Consider the following 23,018-nt stretch of genomic DNA (forward strand, 5'->3'; position numbering starts at 1 on the left):
GTCTATGACGTGCATCACTATGACGTATCACTGTGGCGCATGGCGCTTTCTGTCTCCTTAGACCCGTTTTCCTACTCCCATTTGGATAGATTCGTGGACCGACCAGTCGGCGCCGCCTACCGTGTCGTCTATGCGGCTGGGCAGCCACAATGACGTGAGGCTGGCAGCGGGCAACGCCACCGCTGGCGAGACGCCCGCTGAAACGATGCGCCGCTGCGCCCACGCCATGTTGCTGCGCTCCAGTCAGGTCAGCGCCGCGATCTCGGCGGACGTGCTTAGCCACGTGGCTGGGTTGACCCCCAACGGGTCTGTGCAGGCCATCAAGGCAGTGCATGACAGCACTGATCAGAACGTCGGGGCGATCTTCGCCACCTTGGCTTTTGGCGTTCCCTCCGATGCTGCCGAGCCGCCGACCGGAACCCAGGACCTGCTTCGGCACACCGTCGCCGATGACGGCGACGTCACCACGCTGCTGAGGGCCTACAGGTACGGACACTCGCTGTTGTGGGAGATGTGGAGCGCCCACGTCGCCGAGCAGGTCGGCGAGGCCCCCCGGCTGCACGAAGTATTGTCGATGTCCTCGAAGCATATGTTCACCTTCATCGACCGCTCTTGCGAGCGGCTGGTCAGCGACTTCCAGCTGCTTTATGGCGCACGGTCGCCAGCGCGTCCCACGCGCTCAGTCGGCGAGACCATTCGTGACCTACTGCTCGACGACACAGTGGTCGACGAGGCGCTCGCCTCCACGGTGCTGCGATGTGACATCGGCGGATACCACGTGGGGCTGGTGCTCTCGCCGTTAGCCGCGGGTGTCGACGTGCGTGCAGTCGCCGGCACGTTGAGCACCGCGGCGGGCGCCGCATCGGGGGCGACGCTGATGGTCGGCGACGGCACGATGTGGTCTTGGCTGACGTGGCCTCGGCGGCCGGGCGAGGATCGACTCCGGCGGGTGCACGACACCCCGGCGAAGGACGTCGTGGTTGGGATGGGCGAGCCGGGGCGAGGGCGCTCCGGATTTGCCCGCTCCCATCAGCAGGCGCGCGATGCCGAACGGGTGACCCGACTCAACCGCAATGTGTGCGGCGGTGTCGTCCGCTACCGTGACGTCGAACTGGCCGGTGCGCTGTGTGGTGACGTCGGCCGCGCGCGGCGGTTCGCCGAGGACCGGCTGAGCACCTTAATCAGCGACGACCCCACCGTCGAGCGGCTGCGGGAGACACTGCTGGTCTACCTTGACAACGGCTGCCGCCAGTCACGGGCAGCCGAGGTCCTCCATGTCCATCCCAAGACGGTCAGCTACCGGCTTGCACAGGCTCAACGACTACTGGGCCAGCCGTTCGCGGAGCACGTGCTCGACGTGGGCGCCGCACTCACCGTCGCGCAAGCGCTAATGGGTGGCCGGCCCCATAGCTAGTGAGCGACGTCGCCACTGATCTGCGCATCGATCTTAGGATTCGAGCATTCGTCTGCGGGGATTAACGACCGCGCAGCCGGGCGCCCCCTCAACGAGGCGTTCGACCGCAGTCGGCCGCGACCGTGTCGTCTGGTATCGCCGTCGTTCCCTTGAGGCGCTTACCGCCCCTACGGATAACGGCTGGCCAGGCGGGGACCGCAACTGACTAACTTGGATCACCGCGCGATCCGGCCAGCTTCCACCCTGGTGCGCGGGGGTGTCACGGCACCAGCGTTGCCCCTTTGTGTCCGACCGCTGTTGAGGCGGCGGCCCGACGGACAACTCACGCCATCGGAGTCCGCGATTGAAGGAACTAGGCCGGCTTCTTTTTCTCCGGCCTCCATGCGGCCGGAAGACGCTTGACACCATTCATGAAATTTGACAACAACAGGTCAGGCTCGCCGACCTCGAGACCTTTCATGCGGTGGTAGATCTCGCGCATCTCCGCCTTGATGACTTCACGGCCGAGAATGTGGCCAATGCAGTAGTGGGGGCCACCGGCGCCAAAAGACTGATGGGGATTGTGCTTGTCGTCGCGGCTGATATCCATGTCCTGCGGGTTCTCGAATACGTCCTCATCGCGATTACTCGCGATGTACCACAACACCACTTTGTCGCCTTCCTTGATGGTGACGTCGTCAAGCTGATAATCGCGCGTCGCGGTGCGGCGGAAGTGCATCAGCGGGGGTTCCATCCGCAGCGACTCGTTGACCGCGTCGTCCGCCCGGCCGTCAAAATCCTCCATCAGATAGGTCAGCTGATCTGGGTGCTCCTGGAACAGATTCAGGGTATGGGCCATCGCATGCCGAGTGGTGTCATTGGCTCCCGCGGCCAGCAGGGCAAAGAACACACCGACCTCGTCTCGGGTGAGCTTGTTGCCTTCGTACTGGGCTTCGGCGACCCAGGTCAGCAGGTCGTCGCCGGGATTCTTGATGCGCTCGGGCACCAATTCGTTTGCGAGGCTGGCCAGCTTCATCGACGCATCGGCGAAGACCATCAGCGGAGAGCCGATATGGGCATACTCCGGGTCATTCCAGCAAGCGAACTGTTCCGCTGCGTCCATCGTGTAGTTGATCTGGTCGTTATCGGTGATGCCTAGCATGCTGCAAAAGACCCGGCCAGGAACCTCTTTGGTGATGAGCTGGCACAGATCTCCTTGGCCGAGGGGCGCGACGTTGTCGATGATGCCCGCGACTATGCCGCCGATCTTGTCCGACATCTTGCGGATGTTCCGGGGCGTGAACGCCACAGTGACGATGTTGCGCATCTCGGTGTGGCGTGGCGGATCGGTCACGATGAACGACAGCATGTTCTCGAGCTGCGGGAAGTCGTCGATGAACACGCCCTCAGCGGAGCTGAACACCTCGACGTTGCGGGAGACCTCCCGCAGATGGCGGTGCTTTACCAACGACCAGAAGCCTTTGGCGTTCTGCAGGTTCGGGTCGAGGGAGTCCGGTGCATCGTTCCAGCTGATTGGCTGATTGTTACGCAGCCACGTGAACGCCTCGTGGCGGTAGGCCCGCGGCTTCGCCCAGAATTCCAGCGAGTTCAGCCTGGTGTCGATCCCCTCGGCTGCAGTACTCATACGATGTCCCTCGACTCTCACTCATGCCGACCGTGAACTGCGGTCCGGTCGACGCGATGTTATGTGGGATGTGACCGCTCACACATCTATTAATGGGGTCAATGTTTGTACCGCGGAGGGGGGATAACCTTCGAGAGTCGGTAGCGAGCAACAGCGTCAGTGCGGTTGCTCGCATCCAGCTTCTGCATGATGTGCCGGACGTGTGATTTGACGGTGCCCTCGGAAACGAACAATCGCTCCGCGATTTGGGCGTTGGTCTTGCCGGATGTCATGAGAGTGAGCACCTGCCGCTCTCGCTGGGTCAGCTGCTCAGCTACGTCGTTGACGACCGATTCTTCCTTTGCCGCCAGGGTGTTAGGGGTGTAGTCGCTCAGGTCCATGTCGTCTGTCAAGAAACCCGTCAGCGAATATATTTGCTGGACGTGCTCCCGTGCGGCGGCACTCAACGATTGCATCCGGTCCAGGACGATATTGCGCTCCATGATCGAGCCGAGGCCCTCGGCGAAGAGGCCCAGCAAATCCCGGTCTTCAGTGCCGACATCTCCGGACTCGCTGGGCGCATCGGCATGGACGAGGGCCACCGGCGTCTGCCAGATGTAAACGGGCGCCGCGACGTAGACGTCGGGTTTGGCGATCGCGACGAGATCGGTGTTGACCCGTGGATCGGATTGGGGGTCGGTGACCAGGATGGGTGCTTTGTCGCGCACCATCGCGCTCTCCGGTAGCGGTTGGCAAAGTCGTCGTGGATGCGCACGACCGACTCGCAGCAAAGTGTTGGTCAGGTCGGCGTCCCCAGGGAAGTGCGCGGAGTGCACCACCCACATGTTGCGTTGGATACGGGAGAACAAGACGCGACCGAACCCGGCCCGGCACAACTCGAGTGGCACGCGCTCGGCGAGTTCGCTGTTGTTGGACAGCCGCCGAAGCCGACCCAGCGCATCCGTTGCCGCGGTCGCTCTGCTGTCGGGCGAGACGATTACTAGGCAGTCGGCGTCAACCGATCCTAGCGCTCTGTGTGGAGCTACCACCCTGTCGACGCTAGAAGGCAGCCAACCCGGGGCGCATCTCCCAAGAGGAGGAACTGCTGTACCCCTCGTCCAGCGTGACTACATCGAAGCCTGCCGGGCCCGGTGGTACTTCGCGACCGCTTCTGTGCGATTGGACGCATCCATCTTGCGTAGGATTTGCTTGACGTGGGACTTGACTGTCCCCTCGGTGACAAATAGTGACGCAGCGACCTGGGCGTTGGTCTTTCCGGCCGCAATCGCACGAAGGACCTCTGCTTCTCGCGAGGTTAGATCGTGAAGGCGGTGGGTAGCGTCACCTTCGCTCCTCGACCGCGCAGCAGCATCACGATCGATGAGGTCTCCAACCCGGGGCCGCGCTGGTCCGGCCGATTCGATCACATCGACGGTGAAGTCGTCGGCGAGTGAGCCGGCAAGCCGCATGTGTTGCTCGGCGGCCTGGCGCATCGCTCGGAGCCGATCGATCATCAAATTGCGCTCGAAGGCTAGTCCGAGTCCCGCGGCGAAGGTTCCCAGCACGTCGCGGTCAAACTCCGTTACTCGTGTGGCATCGATGTGCCGGTCGGCATGTAGGAGTCCGATCGGCTTACCCCAGCTGAACACCGGTGCTGCCACGTAGGCCGCCGTCTGGGTGAGCGTAACGAGTTCGGCGTGGACACGGGGATCGGTTTGGGGGTTGGTGACCAAGATCGGGGAGCCGCGCTGAACCATCTCAGACTCCAACAGCGGGTTCACCAGCTTGCGCGGGTGGGCGAGGCCCGCTTCGACCATCATTGAAGCCATCTTCAGATCCGCCCCGGCGAAGGCTGAGCGGGTCACCCACTTGCCGTTTTGGATGCGGGAGAACAGAACCCGGGAAAAGCCCATCCGGTACACCAGGGTCGGGATGCGCTCGACTAGCGCGACCGCTGAGGTTGTCCCGCGAAGTTCGTTGATGGCGTCTTGCGCGCTCGCCACCCGCTGGCGCTGGTGTGTGAGGAGTATGTCTTTGATCGCGATCTGAGTCTGTTCGGCCCGAAGCGCCAGCGCCGCCAGCGAAGCCTGCCCTTGGAGGCCTGGCGACACGTTGGTGAGCTCCAGCCGATGGGCCAGGGCACGGCGAGCCTCCGACAGTGCAGCATCGGTGGCCTGCGTATCAGGGCTGGACTGGGCCCGGCACAGGTTGACTCCGACGATTTCTTCGGTCATTCGCACGACTTCCCAGGCCTGCTGGATGCAGTCGGATGCATCGGCGACCGGCTGTGCAAGCTGGCTCATCGCGCCCTCCTCCCGCGCATGCTTCTAGCTGCGACCAGCACAGGCGGCCGTGCTGGTGACCTGCGTAGGGACCAGTATGTGACCTGCGCCACGTCGTAGTCAAAGAGGGAGCATATCAGAAATTATTAATATGGTCAGACCATAATTAGCTCGGCGAGGCAGGTTGGCTCCGCGAAGAATTGGGCGCGGGCGCCAAGCGGCGTCAGGACTCAGGCGTCGACGATTTGGATGGACTGGGTCGGGCATTTGTCGGCCGCCTCTTCTAGCTCGGCTCGACGTGAGGTATCAGCGGTTTCGTGGAGCACGATCGTCTTCCCCTCGCCATCGTCGGGGATGCTGAAGAAGTCGGGTGCAACCATCTCGCACAACCCGATCGTGGCGCACTTGGAACTGTCGAAGATGATTCGGCAGCGAGCGCTCATCAGACTCCTCCTCTCGATGGACAACTCCCAACTATCACAACACCAGGACATCGACGCACATCAGTTCCCGAAAGGGGAATTTATTAAGGTACGGAAGGGGTACGTGAGCCAGATCCAGCCGCACTGGCATCGGCTGGCCTAGTCGGGAAATACTCCAGGGGGACCGGGAAGGTATGACACGGTCCACCTGTGCCAGCCGTTGTCATGGGCCACGCTCGCGCCGACGCGGAATCCGCATACGAATTCGCCGCCCTCGTTGGCGGTGCGGATAATTCCATCCCGCAGCGCGGTCCGCACCTCGTCCTTCGACATATCGCTAGGCAGAAATATTTCGACGGACTTCCAGATCTTCGACACTTTATACCTTACATTGCACCTGGGAACCCTTGCGACCGACGCTAATTCGACGGTGCGAATCACCACGAGTCCCCGGGCGAGCGAATTTTTGTCCCCCGAAAGGGGGGACTGTTGTTAGTTCGTCTACCTGATGGTGAAATCTGCCTTTAGATTCGCTCACGTGACTGACAACCCGTTCGACCCGTTGCTGTGGGCGCCCGTTGAGGGCTTTGAGGATCTCACCGACGTCACTTACCACCGCCACGTGCTCGAAGGTGCGGGGCAGCCCACGGTGCGGGTGGCCTTTAACCGACCGGAGGTTAGAAACGCGTTTCGCCCCCACACCGTCGACGAACTGTATCGGGCGCTTGATCATGCCCGGATGTCTCCGGAGGTCGGAGTGGTTTTGCTTACCGGTAACGGACCTTCCCCCAGGGACGGCGGCTGGGCGTTCTGCTCTGGCGGCGATCAGCGCATTCGCGGGCGCACCGGCTATCAGTACGCCTCCGGCGAGACCGCCGAATCGGTGGACGCCGCGCGCGCGGGTCGACTGCACATCATGGAGGTGCAGCGGCTCATCCGGTTCATGCCCAAGGTGGTTATCTGCCTGGTAAACGGATGGGCCGCGGGCGGCGGGCACAGCTTGCACGTGACTTGTGACCTTACTTTGGCCAGCCGCGAGCATGCCCGGTTCAAGCAGACCGACGCCGACGTCGGCAGCTTCGACGGCGGCTACGGCAGCGCATACCTGGCCAAACAGGTCGGGCAGAAGTTCGCCCGCGAGATCTTTTTCCTCGGTGAGCCCTATACCGCCGAGCAGATGCACGACATGGGCGCAGTCAACCGAGTCGTCGGCCACGTGGACCTGGAGAAGGTCGGGCTGCAGTGGGCTCAGGCCATCAACGGCAAATCGCCTCAGGCCCAACGCATGCTGAAGTTTGCCTTCAATCTGCTCGATGACGGATTGGTCGGCCAACAGATTTTCGCCAGCGAGGCGACCCGGCTGGCCTACATGACCGACGAGGCCACCGAAGGTCGCGATGCCTTCCTGGAAAAGCGCGCGCCGGACTGGAGCCGGTTTCCCCGCTATTTCTAGAACCTGCTCAGGTCATTCTCTCATTTCGCACACCAAATACACCTCTTGAGGGAGATGCCTGGCCACTGCCAATGGAGTGACGATGACCAGTGAGAAGTCGGGCATTGAATGAAAGGCGCGGTGTGCGGACAAAAGCTGCGGTCCTATGGGGACTGGGAGAAAAGTGGCAAATCGAAGAGGTGGAACTGGATGCCCCCAAGGAGGGTGAGGTTCTGCTGAAACTGGTTGCCAGCGGCTTGTGCCACTCCGACTACCACCTTGTCACTGGCGACATCCCCGTCGGGCTTCCGTATGTGGGCGGCCACGAAGGCGCCGGCATCGTCGCGGGAGTAGGGCCGGGCGTGACCGACGTCGCCGAGGGTGACTCGGTGGTGCTCAGTTTCCTGCCCGCGTGCGGCAAGTGCGCTCATTGCGCGCGCGGCATGACCAACCTGTGCGACCTCGGCGCCCATATCATCCAGGGACCGCAGCTCGACGGCACCTACCGTTTCCACGCACGGGGTCAAGGACTGGGCCAGATGTGCTTGTTGGGGACGTTCTCCGAGTACACCGTCGTGCCGATGGCTTCAGTGATCAAGGTCGACCCGGCCAGCCCGCTGGACCGCGCCGCGGTGATCGGCTGCTGCGTTCCCACGGGATACGGCAGCGTGGTGAAAACGGCCGGGGTGCATCCCGGCGACGCAGTCGTGGTGATGGGAATCGGCGGCATCGGGGCTAATGCGGTCCAGGGCGCCAAGGGCGCGGGCGCCCGTTACATCCTGGCGATCGACCCGGTCGAGTACAAACGCCAGAAGGCCCTCGAGTTCGGCGCGACCCACACCGCCGCCAATGTCGCTGAAGCACAGGCGTTGATCACGGATCTGACGCGCGGCATCATGGCCGACGCGTGCGTGATCACGACCGACAATGCCGAGAGCGGCTATGTGGCTGAGGCTCTGAGCCTCGTCGGTCGTCGTGGCAAGGTAATCGTCACCGCCATCGGTCACCCCACCGACCTGACGATGGGTGGATCGTTGTTCGAACTCACGCTGTACGAGAAGTCCATCCACGGCTCGTTGTTCGGTTCGTCGAATCCGCGGCATGACATCCCCCGCTACCTGGAGATGTACACCCTCGGCCAGTTGAAGCTCGACGAGCTGATCACCCAGGAGTACACCTTGGACGAGATCAACCAGGGTTATGAGGACATGTTGGCGGGCCGCAATATTCGCGGCGTGATCCGTTTTTAGCGCGCCTCGTCGGCGCCCAAGTCTGCGGGTCGTCGATCAGCCGGCCCTGGCGGGGCCGGCCGCGGCTAGCAGCCGATGGTAGCGAGCAACTGCCTCAGTCCGGTTGGTGGCGCCCAGCTTCCGCAGGATGTGTTTGACGTGTGACTTGACCGTGCCCTCGGTCACGAACAGGCCGGTGGCAATCTGGGCGTTGGTCTTGCCGGAGGCCAGATTCCGCAGCACGTCCCACTCGCGGGGGGTCAGACGTTCATTACGTTCGTCGAGAGGTCCGATCGCTCGGGCCTTACCGCTATTGGTGGAAAGCTCGAAGCTGAGTTCGGCGGCGCCGAGCGCATCGGCGGTGAAATCATCGGCGATGGCGTGGACTCCTGCCAAATAATCCGTGGCGGCGCTACGCACCGCATGCAACCGCTCCATCAGCTGGGCCCGCTCGATCGCCATGCCAAGACCCTCGGCATATGTGCCCAAAATATGGCGGTCAAACTCATCGACGGTGGAGTCGACGTCACGATCCGCGTGCATCATCGCGATGGGAACTCCCCACGCCATGATTGGCGCGGCGACATAGCTGGTGGTTCCGGTGTAGCGAACAAATTCGGTGTGCATGCGGGGATTCGACTGCGGATCAGGGACGACCATCGGAGTACAGCGGCGCACCATCTCGCTCTCCAACAGGGGCCCGTTGAGGCGACGCGGATTGGCGCGACCAATCTCGACGATCTCCTCGCCGAACTCGGGATCCTCAATTGCGAACGCCGAGCGGGCCATCCAAGTGCCCTGTTCGATCTTGGAGAACAGCGCCCGCCGGAACCCGATCTGGCGCGCCTCGATCGGCGCACGCTCGGCCAGGATGGTGGCTGACGGCGCGTTTCGCAGCGTTGCCAGCGCATCCCTGACCCCCAAGGCCACTTGGGCACAGTGTTGGATCAATGCATCCTTGACGTCTGCCTCGGCGGCGACGGCTCCCAGCACCAACGCGGTCGCCTTGACCCTGGAGACCTCGTTGGTTGTCTCTGCTCCACCCTCAAGAGCGCGTAACAGAGCTTGCCGAGTTGTCTTCAGGCCCGTGTTGCTGGCCTGCAGGTCGCCGTCCGGCGGCAGTGGGTCCAGGCTCTCAGTGGATAGCAATTTAGCTGCGGCACTGATGATCTCACGGGTGCGTTCGATCTCGTAGCCGGTGTCAGTCGCAGACATCGTTGTCCTCTCGATTGGGCCGTTAGCCGTTAGGCTCTGTTAGGCAGGCGGCAGGTAGATCGTCTTGTGGATCTGGAACGCGTGCAGACCCTCAGGCCCGAGTTCGCGGCCCATGCCGCTGTCCTTGATCCCGCCAAACGGCGCTACCGGTTCGTTGACGTAATGATTGACGCCGATCGTGCCAGAGCGCACCTTCCGCGCGACGTCGGCGGCGTGTTCGATGTCGGAGGACCAGACTGTTCCACCGAGCCCGTAGTCGGAGTCATTGGCGATCGCGATCGCCTCGCTCTCGTCGCCGTACGGGATCACCGAGAGTACCGGTCCGAAGATCTCCTCGCGGGAGATCGTGGCGTTGTTGTCTACGTCGGCGAACACCGTCGGTTCGACGAACCATCCCTGGTCGAGCCCTGGTGGTCGCGAGCCACCGGTCGTCAGCCGGCCCTCCTGTTTCCCTTTGGCAATGTAACCCTCCACGCGCTCACGCTGCTGGCTAGACACCAGTGGGCCGATCTTGGTTTCGGGGTCGAGCGGGTCGCCGATAGTAAGTGAGCGAGCGAGATCCGTTATCGTGTCGACAATTTCGGTGTAGCGGCTCCGCGGTGCCAGGATCCGGGTGTTGAGCCAGCAGATCTGCCCATTGTTGAGCAGCGTCGCTCCAAAGAACGCTTCGATCGATGCCCCGAGGTCAGCGTCATCGAGCACGATCGCTGCCGATTTGCCGCCCAGCTCGAGTGTCACGGAGCGAAGCAGTCGACCGCAGGTTTCGGCGATGGCCCGACCGGCCGCGGTTGAGCCGGTAAAGGAAACTTTGTCGATTCCGGGGTGGGACACCAGGGCGGCGCCAAGGTCGCGCCCGCCGGGTACGACATTGAGAACACCAGGGGGCAGTCCGGCGGCCACCGCGGCTTCTGCCATCAAGAAGGAATCGAGGACCGTTTCTTCAGCAGGCTTGAGCACCACGGTGCATCCGGCGGCCAGCGCTGGAGCGACCTTCAGGAACGCGATGCCTTGAGGAACGTTCCACGGCACGATCGCACCCACGACACCCACCGGCTGTCGCGACACCAGGGCTGTGCCACCGAGCATTCCGGGACGCTCTTCCTCCACCGGCACGCTGTTCATCACGTCGCTGTAGTAGCGGAGCAGCAGGGGAGGGAAGATCGACTCGAATCGCTGAGCCAGCCAGATGGGCATGCCGTTCTGCATCGCCACCCGGGCAGCCGTCTCGCCGCCGCGTGCTTCGAGTTCGGCGGCGAACTGCTCCAGCGTCTCGCCGCGTTGTTTCGGGTGCCACGAGGCCCACCCGTCCGGATCATCGAACGCGGCCCGGGCCGCCGCGACGGCGGCGTCGACGTCAGCCTCACCGCCGCGCGGCACCGAACCGATCAGCTGTTCCGTCGTGGGTGAATGGACATCGATCGTCGCTGCCGTGGTGGGGTCCGTCCAGTGACCTCCGATATAGAGCTGGCGGTAGTCGATCGTTGGCATCTAGCCTCCTCCTGGTTAGTGACGCCCACAACTGCGAGCCAAGGCATGTGATCGCAGTCACGCAACCAAGCTTGCCCAGGCCGTCAGCCAAGTTCAATTGTTATTATGGTCAGACCATAAATTTCACTCTGATGAGGTACCTCTAAAGGCGGTTGCCGGACCCTTCTCGAGGATTGCGTGCCTTGCCGACATAGCTTTTGGCCGCACGCCGCACCGAGTCTCGGCGCTCAGTCAGGTCTTACCTTCGATACCGAAGGTAAGACCAACTTGGTCCTTCGGGGTGACGCATGGCACTCCCTAAGTGGTGGACAGTGAAAGGCATGGAGTTGCACGTTCGGCTTGGGATCGCTCCGCAACACGGACTGATGCGCGACGGTGTGAAGAGGGCCGAGCGTAGTCATGGAGATGGGGACGAATCTGAGGATCGCGTATGCCGCGGCTTGGTGCGAGCCGGTTTTTCTGATCGGTTACATCATTGCATTTAGCGTTCTTGGGTGGAACCATCCGCCTCCTTCGCCGAGGTTTGATGCGCGGCCGTTGGTCGAGCACTACTTCGTTCCCCACGATCAACAAATCATGCTCGGCAGGATCATTCGCATGTGATAGCAGGTGCTCTGTCTGCAGTGGGGCGGCAGCGCCTTCGGTAGCGGTGAACTGTATGAAGCATCCATCTGCAGTTCCGACGAACATCAGCCTGTTGGGTGGTGGCATCACCGCGTGGGTTGTCGCCGAATTCCCCGGGAAGGTTCTTCATGCCGCCCATTACGGTTCTTAACCGGTGCTGCAGGAGTTCATTTGGCGTGAGGCATGGTTCATCTACGACATGACCTACATGGTCGGCGGCGTTCGAGACGATCGCGGTCGGAGTCTATGCCTTGACCGACAAAGGCGACTCTCCAGTCTGGCCGCGATGGTCCGGCTGGGTGGCCATCGGAGGCGCTCTTCGTTCCCGCCGGGAAGCGTCATCCCGTACATCACTTCCGGACCCTTGGCGTTGAAGGGCCTGTGGAATTTCTGGATTGCATCCCCATGGTGGCTCATCCGGTTTGGCATCTACAGCTACTACCCGTTGCGACACATCAGGCCATTGATGAGGGTCGACGTGAAACATCTTGTGCCGCCAAATGTTTAGGACGAGAAGCACGCTTGAAGACCACAACCTCTCCGGAACGAGTGTTCTACAGAGCCTACTGGATTCAGCGTGCTAGTGCGATCGGCTGGTCCGGCAAACTACCTGGCTGCGATTCTCCAACTCCAGCGCCGCTAGGAACGAAGCGATCTCGGCGTTGCGAATCAGCGAGTTCTTCGTTGCTCGCACGCCTTCGGTGCTATTGGCGGCAATCGTCTCGGCCAACGCGATTGCCGCGGCGACGACATCGTCGCCATCGCCGGGCACGACGCGGTTGGCGAGCCCGATCCGGACCGCTTCGTCGGCTTTCACGGAGCGGCCAGTGAACGAGATCTCGGCAGCCCTGGCCGGGCCGATCACCCGTGACAGATGCCAAGATGCTCCCAATTCGCCGATCGAGAGACCAACCCGCACGAAACCTGCGCTGAAACTCGCGAACCGGCTGGCCAGCCGGATGTCGGCCGACAACGCTAGGGAGAGACCACCACCGGCCACTGGGCCGCTGATCGCGGCGATGACGGGAAACGGCAAGGCGCGCAAGCGGGAGGTTCCCGCCGAGGCGGTATCGACCAGCTCGTTGAACTCGGGGATCGTCATCTTGGCGATGACCGCTATCTCAGCGAGGTCGAAGCCCGTACAGAACGTCGCACCACCAGCACCGGTGATGATCAGCGCCCGTAACGGCGCTTTGCGTAACGTATGTGCGTACCAAGCGATTTCGCCGAACATCTCGACCGTTTGAGAGTTGCCGCGGTCGGGGCGGTTTACCGACATCAGCCCGATGCCGGGTTGTGGTTCGGCGATCGTCAGGGTGTTGGCCTGGCTCAGTTCGGCGAGGATGTCGGCCATCGGCCGGAGTCCGACCCGGTTCCACGTTGTCATCGGTCAGCGACCCGTGAAGTTCGGTGCGCGCTTCTCCCGGAATGCCGCAAGCGCCTCGGGCATGTCGGCGCATCGGGTTAGCAATGCCTGGCCCCTGCTCTCCAATTCTAGTGCGGCGGCGAATGACCCGACTTCCATATTCGCCTGCAGCGCGCGCTTGGACAGTTTGATGCCGCCCGGGGAATTGGCACTGATCTGACGCGCCATCGCGAGAGCCCTGTCGAGTAGGTCGTCCGGTCCTGTGACCGCGTTGAGCAGTCCGAGGCGTTCGGCTTCCCCGGCTTCCACGATTCGCCCGGTGTAAGCGATGTCGGCCGCTTGGGCGGGCCCGATGAGGCGGGGCAACAGCCACGAGGCGCCCAGGTCGCCGGCCGACAGCCCGATCCGCACGAACGCGGCGTTGAATTTGGCTGTGGGGGAGCCCAATCGGATGTCAGCCATCAGGCTCAGTGAGAAGCCCCCGCCTGCCGCGGCGCCGTTGACCGCGGCGATCACCGGCACCGGGATGGCGCGAACGGCGACCAGTGCGCGGGCGGCGTTCTCTTGGCGTTCGAGCATGCCCAGCGGGGACAGCTCCGGAAGGCCCTCGGCGTCGTCGAGGTCGTAGCCCGCGCAGAACGCCTTACCCGCGCCGGTGAGAATCACCACGCGGACGTCACCGTCGGCGCCGATAAACCGGGCCGTCTCTTCGAGTTCGTTGAACATGGCCACGGTCATCGTATTGAGGCGCTCGGGTCGGTTCAGCGTGATCAGAGCAACGCCCTCGGCTAGTTGGGTCACCGTGAGGGTCTGCAGTTCGGTGAATGCCGTGTTCATCGTGAGTGTTCCAATGCTGGGTCGGTCGCGGTCAGAATCGATCGCAAAGAGGTGATGATTCGCCATGTGGCCTCGTGGGTCTGCTCGTCGTTCAGACCCCAGGGCGCGGGAGTGAGCGCTAGGTGATCGAACCCGGTCGACGCGGCACGCAAGCGGGCGCCGAATTGGTCGGGTGTACACGCCACGGCCACCGCGTCGACCGCATCGTCAGGAACCGCACGGATCAGCGCTTCGCCGTACCGGTCGCGCGCAGCCTGACGGATTCGCTGCTGAGCTTCGGCCCAGCCGTGCAACTCAAACAGCCGGTCGTACACCCGCGAGGCCGCGTACTGCCCGATGGCGAACGCCGCTTGTCGGCGAGCGGACTCTTCATCGTCGTCAATGACGCACATCTTGATACCGGTCACCGCGATGTCGGCCGCCGACCGCCCGGCTGAGGACGCGCCGCGCACCAGCGCGGGTCGCACCACGGCTTCGAGGTAGTCACTGGTGAACATCGGATGCCCGACAAGCCCGTCGGCCACCTCGCCGGCAATACGCACCATGGCTGGATTGACTCCGGCCAGGTAGATCGGAAGGTGTTCGCGCAGCGGCGGCGCCATTGCTGTGGTTGGTGCCACGTGAGCGGTGTAGAAGCGGCCATCGTGATCGACCGGGCCCTGATCGAGTCGCCACAACTTTCGCAGCACGGCGACAAGCTCACGCATCCGAGCCGCCGGGGCCTCACCGGAAACTCCGTGCCAACGTTCCATCATCGCCGGTGTGCCGTTACCCAGGCCCAAAATCAACCTGCCACCGGACAACTCATCAAGATCGCGCGCCTCGGCCACCCACATCAGCGGGGTGCGCCCGACCCCGTAGGCGATGTTGGACCCCACGGAGACCCGGCTGGTGGCGCCGGCGATGACGGCCATCGGTACCGTTGCTGACCGGCTGTATAGCTCGCTGGTCCAAACCGCCGTACAGCCGGCATCTTCGGCGGCGCGGGCCACCTCGGCGATCGAGGCGAACCGTGCCGGGCCGGTTCCCAGTCCGAAGCCGTTGACCCCGTACGTCGTCATCGTCGCCCCCTAGCAGAACTTCGGGGCGCGCTTTTCGACGAAGGCGCTTAGCCCCTCGGCGGCCTCGCCATGCTCGAACAACTGCTGAATCTGCTCGACCTCGTAGCGCAGCCCGTCGGCGAGAGGAAGGTCGTCGGCGGCGTTGACGGTGCGCACCACGGCCTGCTGAGCCGGCGCTGACGCGGCGCAGAGTTCGTTGGCCAACTGCCGCGCGGCGGCAACCGCCCCGCCGGGCTCGGTGAGCCGATCGATGAGCCCCATCCGAAGGGCCTCGGTTGCATCAAGCTGGCGTCCGGTGAGCATCAGATCCAGGGCGGGGCCACGGCCTACCAGGCGTGGCAGGCGTTGGGTGCCACCGGCCCCGGGAATGAGGCCGAGCTTGACCTCCGGCAGGCCAAGCTTTGAAGTGGACGCCGCGACCCGTAACGTGCAAGCGATCGCCAGTTCCAGGCCACCGCCGAGTGCCAGCCCGTCGATCGCGGCCACGGACAGGGCGCGGTGGCCTGCGAGCCGCTCTAGACCCGAACGCAGGCTATCGCCATAGGCTTTGAACGATGCAGCGTCGACGGTCGTCATGTGCTTGATGTCGGCACCTGCGGCGAAGAAGCCGTCCAACTCCGAAGACAACAGCAGCACCTTGGGGTTTGAGTCGTCCGCGGCGTCGAGGGCAGCGTGCAGACCCTCGATGATCGCCGGCCCGAGCGCGTTAGCGGGTGGTCGGCGCAGCACGATATGTAGCACCGACCCCTCGGCAGACCAGGTGACGGCGCTCATGCCATGGTCAATCCGCCGCTAACCGAAAGCGTCTGGCCAGTGATGTAACCGGCGGCGTCGGAGGCGAAAAAGGCTACCGCCGCAGCGATGTCGGCCGGGGCCGCCAGGCGTTTCATCGGTACCGACCGGGTCATCCCGCCGAGCACCTTGTCGGCGTCCTGCCCGGAGCTGTCGGCGAACTTGCGGAGGGCCGGGGTGTCGGTGGGGCCGGGGCAGACGGTGTTGACGGTGACTCCCTTGGTGGCGACTTCGCGTGCCAGCGTCTTGCTGAAGGCGATGATCCCGCCCTTCGCGCCGGAATAGACGGCTTCCAGCGACGAGCCGACCCGGCCTGCATCGGAGCCGATGTTGATGACGCGGCCGAAGCCACGCTCGACCATGCCCGGGACGACGGTGTGGCAGACCCTCAGCGCGCCTTTGAAGTTGATGTCGAGGATGCGGTTCCAGAAGTCCTCGTTGGTGTTCAGGAACGGCATGAAGTCGTCCCAGCCGGCGTTGTTAACCGCAACCTCGACCTCGCCGAGCTCGGCGGTGGCCGTCGTGACCGCATCACGCACCGATTCGGTGTCGGTGACGTCGACGCGCACGGCGATCGCCTTGCCTCCCGCCTCGACGATGCGTTTGACCGTGTTCTGCGCGGCATCGAAGTTCAGGTCGGCGACAGCAACTCGAAACCCGTTGCTGCCCAGCGTTTCAGCGATGCCCGCACCGATGCCTTGGGCGCCGCCGGTGACGAATGCGACTCGATCTGTCATGATATGCCTTTCCGTTGTTTAGTGGCAGCCGGTTGCGGTGCCGTCGGGATGCCAGTCCACCGGGCCGGCGACGATGCAGTGGCTGGTCAGCTTCCGGCCGAGCACGCTCTGCGCCGCGCGTGCGGCATCTATGACGGCAGGCAGGTTCACGCCAGTGGCCACACCCATCTCGTGGAACATGTTGATGAGGTCCTCGGTGGCGATGTTCCCGGTGGATCCCGCCGGAACGGGGCAGCCGCCGAGTTCGCCGAAGCTTGACTCGAAGCTGGTGCACCCGGCCTGTAGCGCAGCGTAGGCGTTGGCCAGTCCCTGACCGCGGGTGTTGTGGAAGTGCGCGGCGATTTCGACGCCGGGAAGGCGATCGATCGCTGCCGAGAAGATATCGAAAACGTATGCGGGATGGGCCATTCCGGTGGTATCGCCAAAGCCGATCTCAGCGCATCCCACTGCGGCGAACTGTTCGGCGATCTCCAGGGTGCGCGCCATCGGCACCTTACCTTCGAACGGGCAGCCGAACGCGGTCGCGATCACCGCCGTGGGACGAAGGCCCTCGGAGTCGATGCGCTTGGCGACGATTTCGTTGTCGGCCATGGATTCGTCGATCGCCCGATTGACATTGCGCTTGTTGTGGGTTTCCGACGCGCTGACGAACATTGCGACCTCGTGGAATCGTTCGCGGACCTTCAAAGCGTTGTCCAGGCCGCGGTTGTTCGGTACCAGCACAGTCAGGGCAATGTGCTCCGGGATGTCAACGCCGTTAAGCACTTCGACGGCGTCAGCCAGTTGCGGGATGATATCGGCGCGCACGAAGCTGGCGATCTCGATCCGGTCGAGACCGGTGCGGGCCAACTGGTTGATCAGTGCGATCTTGTCGGCCGTGCTGATGATCTCGGGTTCGTTCTGGAATCCGTCGCGGGGTCCGACTTCGCGGATCCTCGCCTTGGCAGGGAGTTTCGGGCTCATAGGGCGGTGGTCTCCTTGTCTAGTTGGTCGCGGAACTCGGGCGCGGCGACGGCGGCCAGCCGACGGGACCGCTCACCGATGCCGCAGCCACGCAGGTGCGCCGTTCCGTTCTCGGTGACGACGACGTCGACGTCGGACCTCGCGGTGGTCACCACCCCGCCTTCGAGGCGGGGCTTGATCGTCGAGCGACCGCGGAACTTCGAACGAAGGGCGATTATCGAGCGTTTGCCGGTGAGAGCGGCGGCACGGGTGAAGTCGACTTGACCGCCGACGGCACCGACGTAGACTCCGCCACTGACCTCCGCACCAACCTGGCCGGAAAGATCGACCTCAACGGCGAAGTTGATCGATACCAGGGATGCTAGCCGCGAAAGCACTTGCGGGGTATGGGTATAACTCGTCGGCCGGAACCGGATGGGTAGCATGGGGATGCGTCGGTAAAGTTCTGCCGACCCCAGCGCAGTTCCGACGACGACCAGACCGGGGTCCACTTCCTTGTGGCGCCCGGTGGCGACTCCTTTGTCCATCAGGCGCATCAGCGCGTCGGTGATCATGCCGGTGTGGAAGCCGAGGTCCTGGTGGCCGGCGAGGGCGTCGAGGACTGCCGCCCCCAGTGATCCCACGCCCAATTGCACGGTATCGCCGTCTTCGACGAGTTCGGCGATCTTCGCGGCTATTTGCCGGTCCACTGCATCGGGCGGGCGAGTCGGGTCTTCGGGCAGTGCGCGGTCGGTGGTGATGGTGGCGGCAAACCGTTCCAGGGGAATCGGTTCGGTTCCGATGGTGGCCGGCATCTGGCTGTTGATCTCGGCGATGAGCACCGGGGTGTGCTCGATGGCGTCGGCGACGTAGTCGACGCCGATGCCCAGTGAGCAGCGTCCCTCGGCATCAGGCGGTGCCACCTGGAGCAGACCGACGTCACTAGGTAACCGGTGTTCGGCGAACATCCGAGGCAGCGCCGAGTAGTGGCAGGGAACGACTTCGAGTCGGCCGGTCCGGCTTAGCTCGCGCAGCTCCCCGAGGCCGCCATAGGACACCATCGACACCCGCGCGGGCATGTTCACCGCGAGCTGGTCGTTCCAGGACAGCCCGGTGAAGGTGCGAATCGGCCCGATGCGGGCATTCTGGGCGATCAACGCATCCACCAAGGGTCGGGGTTCGGCGGCAGCCTGGCCCCACCACACCCCGTCGCCGCTCGAGAGGAACTCGGTGAAGTCGATCAAGACGGCACTCGCTGAATGATGGTGCCGGTGCCCAATCCGCCGCCGCAGCACATCGTGACTAGGCCCAGGTCGGCCTCGCGTCGTTCAAGTTCGGCGACCAGCGTCGCAATCAACCGGGCGCCGGTGGCCCCGACCGCGTGGCCGAGGGCGATCGCACCGCCGTTGACATTGACGCGTTCTGGTTCGACCTTGAGCTCCCGCTGCCAGGCGAGCACCACCGAAGAGAACGCCTCGTTGACCTCGAAGAGATCAATGTCGGCGACCGATAGATCGTTGCGTTCCAACAGCTTTCGCGTGGCCGGGATGGGTCCGGTCAGCATGATGATCGGATCGACGCCGACTGTGGTCTGGTCGATGACGCGGGCCCGGATGCGAAGCCCGTGCTCGCGCGCCGCCTCCCGGGAGCAGAGCAGCACGGCCGCGGCTCCGTCGGAGATGGGCGAGGAGGTGCCCGCCGTGATTCGTCCGCCCTCCGGCCGGAAGACTGGCCGCAATCCGGCCAGCGTGTCGACAGTGGTTGCGGGGCGCACGCATTGGTCGCTGTTGCGAATCTCGCCGTCCAGCATCAACGGCACCATCTCGTTGTCGAAGCGGTGCTCGGCGGTCGCGGTGGCCGCGGCCTTATGGGATCGGGCGGCGAACTCGTCCATCTCTGATCTACTGATGTCCCACCGGTCGGCGATGAGTTCGGCGCTCTCGCCTTGGTGCACGAACTTGTACCGGTCGCGCAGTTCGGACGGCCAGGGCTCGCCGTACAGCTCGGCGATCTTGGCGGGGGAGTCGATCGGCACGTGGCCCATGTGTTCGACGCCGCCGGCGATGACGATGTCGTGGGTACCGGACGCGATCAGAGCGGCCGCCATCTCCACGGCCGTCTGCGCCGAGCCGCAGCGGCGGTCCAGGGTCGTTGCCGGCACCTCAGGCGGGAATCCGGCCTGCAGCCAGGCATTCCGGCCGATATTGCGGGACTGTTCGCCGAACGGTGCAGTGCAGCCGATGATCAGGTCGTCGACCGCGGCGGGGCGGATTCCGGTGCGGTTGATCAGGTCGGTGTAGCACGCTGCGAGGATCACGTTGGGGTGTACGTCGCGATACCAACCGCGTTCGGGATGTGACTTGCCGATGGGTGTGCGCACCGCCTCGGCGATGAAGACCGCCCGTCCGGCCCGGGTGAAGGGTCCGTCGACTTGGGCAACCACCTAGATCACCGTCCCGCCGTCAACAGGTAGTACCTGGCCGGTGATGTAGCTGCCGGCATCCGACGCCAGGAACAGAAAACTCGGTGCAATCTCCTCCGGGATGGCCCAGCGCGCCAACGGAATACGGGCCAGTGTCTTGGCTGCCAACTTCTCGTTCGCGCGGATGTTGGCTGTCATGGCGGTTGCGGCCAGTGGCGCGATCGCGTTCACGGTCACCGATTTGCGGGCTAATTCACGGGCGAGTGACTTCGTCAGTCCGATGATTCCCGCCTTGGCTGCGCCGTAGTTAACCTGGCCGATGGTTCCCGTCAGGCCGGCCGCAGAGGTGACGTTGATGATTCGTCCTCGGCCGTCATCGGGCAGAAGCCCTTGTGCGGCGTGGCTGCACAGGAAACTGCCGACGAGATGGATGTCGAGGATCCGGCGGAAGATCTCCTCGGTCTGGTCGGCGAACATGGCCGGGGCGACCGCCCCGGCATTGTTGACAAGGATATGCAGCGTCCCGCCGGTCAGGGCAGCGGCCCGCGCCACGGCCTCTTCGGCCGACGCCGCGTCACGCACATCGAATGCAAAGGGATCCGCGTTGCCGCCGCCGGTGATGATCGCCTCGGCGACCGTTGCGGCGGCGTCCTTGTCGACGTCGGTGACCAGCACGGCCGCACCGGCGTCGGCGAATGCTTTTGCGACGGCAGCGCCGACACCGCCGCCGGCCCCCGTCACCAATGCCGATCGGCCGTCAAGGCGGAAGACCTCGGCCAGTTCACGTGTCATCAGTAGCTCCTCGGCAGACCGAGCACGTGCGAACCCAGGAAGTTGAGGATCATCTCCTGGCTGATCGGTGCGATCCGGGTCAGTCGCGCCTCACGGAAGTATCGCGCCACGTGGTACTCCTCCGAGTAACCCATGCCACCGTGGGTCTGCAACGCTCGATCTGCGGCGTTGAAACCGGCTTCGGCACAGAGGTATTTGGCGGTGTTGGCCTCCCGCCCGCACGGTTTGCCGCTGTCATAGAGCCAGGTAGCCTTGCGCAACATCAACTCGGCGGCATCCAGTTGCGCCAACGAGTCGGCCAGCGGGAATTGGATACCCTGGTTCATCCCGATCGGGCGTCCGAATACTTCGCGCTCGTTGCCGTAGCGAACCGCCGCGCGCAGGGCGGCGCGGCCAATTCCGAGCGCTTCGGCAGCGATCAGACAGCGTTCGGGGTTCAGGCCGTCGAGGATGTACTGAAAACCCTTGCCCTCCTCACCGACTCGATCTTCGACGGGGATTTCCAGGCCGTCGATGAACAACTCATTGGAGGTCACGGCGTTACGGCCCATCTTCAGGATCGGCCGAATCTCGACTTTGCTGCGGTCGAGGTCGGTCAGGAACAACGTCAGGCCGTCGGTCTTACGGGTGACGTCTTCGAATTTGGTTGTGCGGGTGAGTAACAGAATCTTTTCGGATTCCATCGCCTTGGAGATCCACACCTTCCGTCCGTTGACCAGATAGTGATCGCCCTGGCGGTGCGCGAATGTGGTGATGCGCGTGGTGTCCAGCCCCGCACCCGGTTCGGTGACCCCGAAGCAGACGTGCAAATCACCTGTCACTATGCGGGGCAGCGTGCGCGCCTTCAGGTCGGCGGAACCATGCACGATCACCGGATGCATGCCGAAGATCGACATGTGGATCGAGCTGGCGCCGTTCATTCCAGCGCCGGACGCGGCGACCTCCTCGAGCAGGATCGAGGCCTCGGTGATGCCGTAGCCGTGGCCGCCGTACTCCTCAGGTGCAGTGATGCCCAGCCAACCCCCGCCGGCGAAGGCGTCGTAGAACTCCTGCGGGAATTCGTGGTTGTGGTCCTTGGTCATCCAGTAGTGGTCGTCGAACTTGCCGGCGAGCTCCGCCACCGCGGAACGGATCGTCTGCTGATCGTCGGTTAACTCGAAGTCCACGCTGATCTCCGTTTCACAAAGGCAGAATGGTCTGAATAATACTAATGGACAGACCAAAAGAAAAGGCGGGCCTCGTCGTCATGAGACGGCCGGCAGGATCGGCAGCATCGAGGCGATCTGTTCGTTCCACGCCTCGGGCGAGCCGAACAGGATGCGGTTGAGCTTGGCCCGCTTGTAGAACAATTGCAGGTCGTATTCCCAGGTGTACCCGATGGCGCCGTGCACGGTCAGCGCCGAGTCGGCAAGCTCAGCGCAGTGCGCGGTCACCTGGGCCTTGGCGGCCGCTGCGTGAAGGCTGGCCTCGGGTCCTCGGTGTTGGAGCGAGGCGGCCGCGAACAGCGCGATGGATTGACCGGCTTCTATGGTGACCAGCATCTGCGCACAAGCGTGCTTGACAGCCTGGAAGGCTGCGATCGGGCGACCAAATTGCTTGCGCTGCTTGGCGTATTCTACGGTCATGTCGAGCATGCGCTCGGCCGCGCCGACAGCGTCGGCGGCCACCAGGACGGCGGCACGGTCCGCGAGCCCGGTAAGCGCGGCTTTGGTGTCCTCGTCTAAGTCGACGGGGCGACCAACCGCAGAGTCGAAGAGTACGTCGCCAACGGCGCGGGAACGATCTAATAGTGCCCGCGGCCGAACGTCCACGCCGTCCGCGTGGCGCTCGACGATACACAGCAGAGTTGCGCCCTCTGGTGTACTCGCCGGAACCAGGAAGTGGTCGCCTTCGTTAGCGGCCACCACGCACGGCACCTGCCCGCTGAGTCGCCCGTCGCGGCACTGCACCTCGATGTGCACGGCCGGAATTCGATCGCTGCGTACCGCCGCAACGGTCAGTTCGCTTCCTTCCAGGGCCGCCTGCGTCAACGCAGGTTCGCCTGCAAGTGCATCCGTGGCCACCGCTCGGGCCAGCCACCGGGCCGAAGGCGCGGCCACACGTCCCAGTTCCCGGGCGGTCAGCGCCAGCTCGAGCAATCCGCCACCTTGACCGCCGAGGGCCTCGTCGAAACCCACTCCGGCCCAACCGTCCCCGGTCAGCAAATCGTCGAATTCCCGCTGATCGCCGTTGTCGATCCAGGACCGTACTTGCTCGGGTGCGGCTCTTGCTGCCAGCCACTCGCGCAGTGAGTCCGCGTAGAGGTTCTGCTCGTCCGACAGCTCCCAATGCATCGCTTCTCCCAGTGGTCGTTACCGGTG

General features: G+C 63.8%; 21 protein-coding genes. 3 read left to right on the top strand and 18 right to left on the bottom strand.

The window, feature by feature from the left end:
* Positions 1–130: 130 nt before the first annotated feature.
* A complete protein-coding gene (locus tag MNAB215_RS14055) occupies positions 131–1,414 on the top strand; it encodes a PucR family transcriptional regulator (RefSeq protein ID WP_077079399.1) in 1,284 nt (427 codons plus the stop codon).
* A 352-nt stretch (positions 1,415–1,766) separates the two neighbouring features.
* On the opposite strand, the gene MNAB215_RS14060 is transcribed toward MNAB215_RS14055, so the two are convergent.
* The 5 genes from MNAB215_RS14060 to MNAB215_RS14080 all read right to left on the bottom strand — a co-directional run bounded on the left by MNAB215_RS14060 (position 1,767) and on the right by MNAB215_RS14080 (position 6,099).
* Positions 1,767–3,038, bottom strand: coding sequence for a cytochrome P450 (locus MNAB215_RS14060; protein ID WP_077079400.1), 1,272 nt, complete (start codon positions 3,036–3,038; stop codon positions 1,767–1,769).
* A 98-nt stretch (positions 3,039–3,136) separates the two neighbouring features.
* Positions 3,137–4,066 (bottom strand): LuxR family transcriptional regulator, encoded by a 930-nt coding sequence (locus tag MNAB215_RS14065; protein ID WP_131829124.1) that lies wholly within the window; start codon positions 4,064–4,066, stop codon positions 3,137–3,139.
* Between the two features lie 78 nt (positions 4,067–4,144).
* Positions 4,145–5,320, bottom strand: coding sequence for a LuxR C-terminal-related transcriptional regulator (locus MNAB215_RS14070; protein ID WP_077079402.1), 1,176 nt, complete (start codon positions 5,318–5,320; stop codon positions 4,145–4,147).
* A 209-nt stretch (positions 5,321–5,529) separates the two neighbouring features.
* A complete protein-coding gene (locus MNAB215_RS14075; protein WP_077079403.1) occupies positions 5,530–5,742 on the bottom strand; it encodes a ferredoxin in 213 nt (70 codons plus the stop codon).
* 138 nt (positions 5,743–5,880) lie between these two features.
* Positions 5,881–6,099 carry a hypothetical protein gene (locus MNAB215_RS14080; RefSeq protein ID WP_077079404.1) on the bottom strand — a complete coding sequence of 73 codons (219 nt, stop codon included), beginning with the start codon at positions 6,097–6,099 and terminating at the stop codon, positions 5,881–5,883.
* Between the two features lie 160 nt (positions 6,100–6,259).
* Here MNAB215_RS14080 and MNAB215_RS14085 point away from each other — a divergent pair, with 160 nt between their 5' ends.
* Both MNAB215_RS14085 and MNAB215_RS14090 read left to right on the top strand, forming a co-directional pair.
* Positions 6,260–7,174, top strand: a complete 915-nt coding sequence (locus MNAB215_RS14085) for a 1,4-dihydroxy-2-naphthoyl-CoA synthase (protein ID WP_077079405.1) — start codon at positions 6,260–6,262, stop codon at positions 7,172–7,174.
* 122 nt (positions 7,175–7,296) lie between these two features.
* Positions 7,297–8,403 (top strand): NDMA-dependent alcohol dehydrogenase, encoded by a 1,107-nt coding sequence (locus tag MNAB215_RS14090; RefSeq protein WP_077079406.1) that lies wholly within the window; start codon positions 7,297–7,299, stop codon positions 8,401–8,403.
* 36 nt (positions 8,404–8,439) lie between these two features.
* Here MNAB215_RS14090 and MNAB215_RS14095 read toward each other — a convergent pair whose 3' ends face one another.
* The 13 genes from MNAB215_RS14095 to MNAB215_RS14165 all read right to left on the bottom strand — a co-directional run bounded on the left by MNAB215_RS14095 (position 8,440) and on the right by MNAB215_RS14165 (position 22,991).
* Positions 8,440–9,597 (bottom strand): LuxR C-terminal-related transcriptional regulator, encoded by a 1,158-nt coding sequence (locus tag MNAB215_RS14095; RefSeq protein WP_077079407.1) that lies wholly within the window; start codon positions 9,595–9,597, stop codon positions 8,440–8,442.
* 39 nt (positions 9,598–9,636) lie between these two features.
* On the bottom strand, positions 9,637–11,085 hold the full coding sequence (locus MNAB215_RS14100) for an aldehyde dehydrogenase (RefSeq protein ID WP_077079408.1): 1,449 nt from the start codon (positions 11,083–11,085) through the stop codon (positions 9,637–9,639).
* Positions 11,086–12,289: 1,204 nt separating this feature from the next.
* Entirely contained in the window at positions 12,290–13,063 is a 774-nt protein-coding gene (locus tag MNAB215_RS14115) for an enoyl-CoA hydratase/isomerase family protein (RefSeq protein ID WP_245830309.1), read from the bottom strand.
* A 36-nt stretch (positions 13,064–13,099) separates the two neighbouring features.
* Positions 13,100–13,912, bottom strand: a complete 813-nt coding sequence (locus tag MNAB215_RS14120; RefSeq protein ID WP_077079411.1) for an enoyl-CoA hydratase/isomerase family protein — start codon at positions 13,910–13,912, stop codon at positions 13,100–13,102.
* Positions 13,909–14,973 carry an LLM class flavin-dependent oxidoreductase gene (locus tag MNAB215_RS14125; protein ID WP_077079412.1) on the bottom strand — a complete coding sequence of 355 codons (1,065 nt, stop codon included), beginning with the start codon at positions 14,971–14,973 and terminating at the stop codon, positions 13,909–13,911. Before MNAB215_RS14125 ends, MNAB215_RS14120 begins: the two co-directional genes overlap by 4 nt.
* Before the next feature lie 9 nt (positions 14,974–14,982).
* The gene (locus MNAB215_RS14130; RefSeq protein WP_077079413.1) at positions 14,983–15,747 is read right to left on the bottom strand and encodes an enoyl-CoA hydratase/isomerase family protein; all 765 of its coding nucleotides are present in this window, start codon (positions 15,745–15,747) and stop codon (positions 14,983–14,985) included.
* Positions 15,744–16,502 (bottom strand): SDR family NAD(P)-dependent oxidoreductase, encoded by a 759-nt coding sequence (locus MNAB215_RS14135; protein ID WP_077079414.1) that lies wholly within the window; start codon positions 16,500–16,502, stop codon positions 15,744–15,746. The genes MNAB215_RS14130 and MNAB215_RS14135 overlap by 4 nt, the downstream gene beginning before the upstream one ends.
* Positions 16,503–16,520: 18 nt before the next feature.
* Positions 16,521–17,465, bottom strand: coding sequence for a hydroxymethylglutaryl-CoA lyase (locus MNAB215_RS14140; protein ID WP_077079415.1), 945 nt, complete (start codon positions 17,463–17,465; stop codon positions 16,521–16,523).
* Positions 17,462–18,688, bottom strand: a complete 1,227-nt coding sequence (locus MNAB215_RS14145; RefSeq protein WP_077079416.1) for an acetyl-CoA hydrolase/transferase family protein — start codon at positions 18,686–18,688, stop codon at positions 17,462–17,464. Before MNAB215_RS14145 ends, MNAB215_RS14140 begins: the two co-directional genes overlap by 4 nt.
* Entirely contained in the window at positions 18,685–19,887 is a 1,203-nt protein-coding gene (locus MNAB215_RS14150) for a thiolase family protein (protein ID WP_077079417.1), read from the bottom strand. Before MNAB215_RS14150 ends, MNAB215_RS14145 begins: the two co-directional genes overlap by 4 nt.
* A complete protein-coding gene (locus tag MNAB215_RS14155) occupies positions 19,888–20,658 on the bottom strand; it encodes an SDR family NAD(P)-dependent oxidoreductase (protein WP_077079418.1) in 771 nt (256 codons plus the stop codon). It lies immediately after the preceding gene.
* Positions 20,658–21,824 carry an acyl-CoA dehydrogenase family protein gene (locus MNAB215_RS14160; protein ID WP_077079419.1) on the bottom strand — a complete coding sequence of 389 codons (1,167 nt, stop codon included), beginning with the start codon at positions 21,822–21,824 and terminating at the stop codon, positions 20,658–20,660. The genes MNAB215_RS14155 and MNAB215_RS14160 overlap by 1 nt, the downstream gene beginning before the upstream one ends.
* Positions 21,825–21,902: 78 nt before the next feature.
* Positions 21,903–22,991 (bottom strand): acyl-CoA dehydrogenase family protein, encoded by a 1,089-nt coding sequence (locus MNAB215_RS14165; protein WP_077079420.1) that lies wholly within the window; start codon positions 22,989–22,991, stop codon positions 21,903–21,905.
* Positions 22,992–23,018: the final 27 nt, after the last annotated feature.

It is taken from the genome of Mycobacterium numidiamassiliense (genome assembly GCF_900157365.1).
Lineage (GTDB): Bacteria > Actinomycetota > Actinomycetes > Mycobacteriales > Mycobacteriaceae > Mycobacterium > Mycobacterium numidiamassiliense.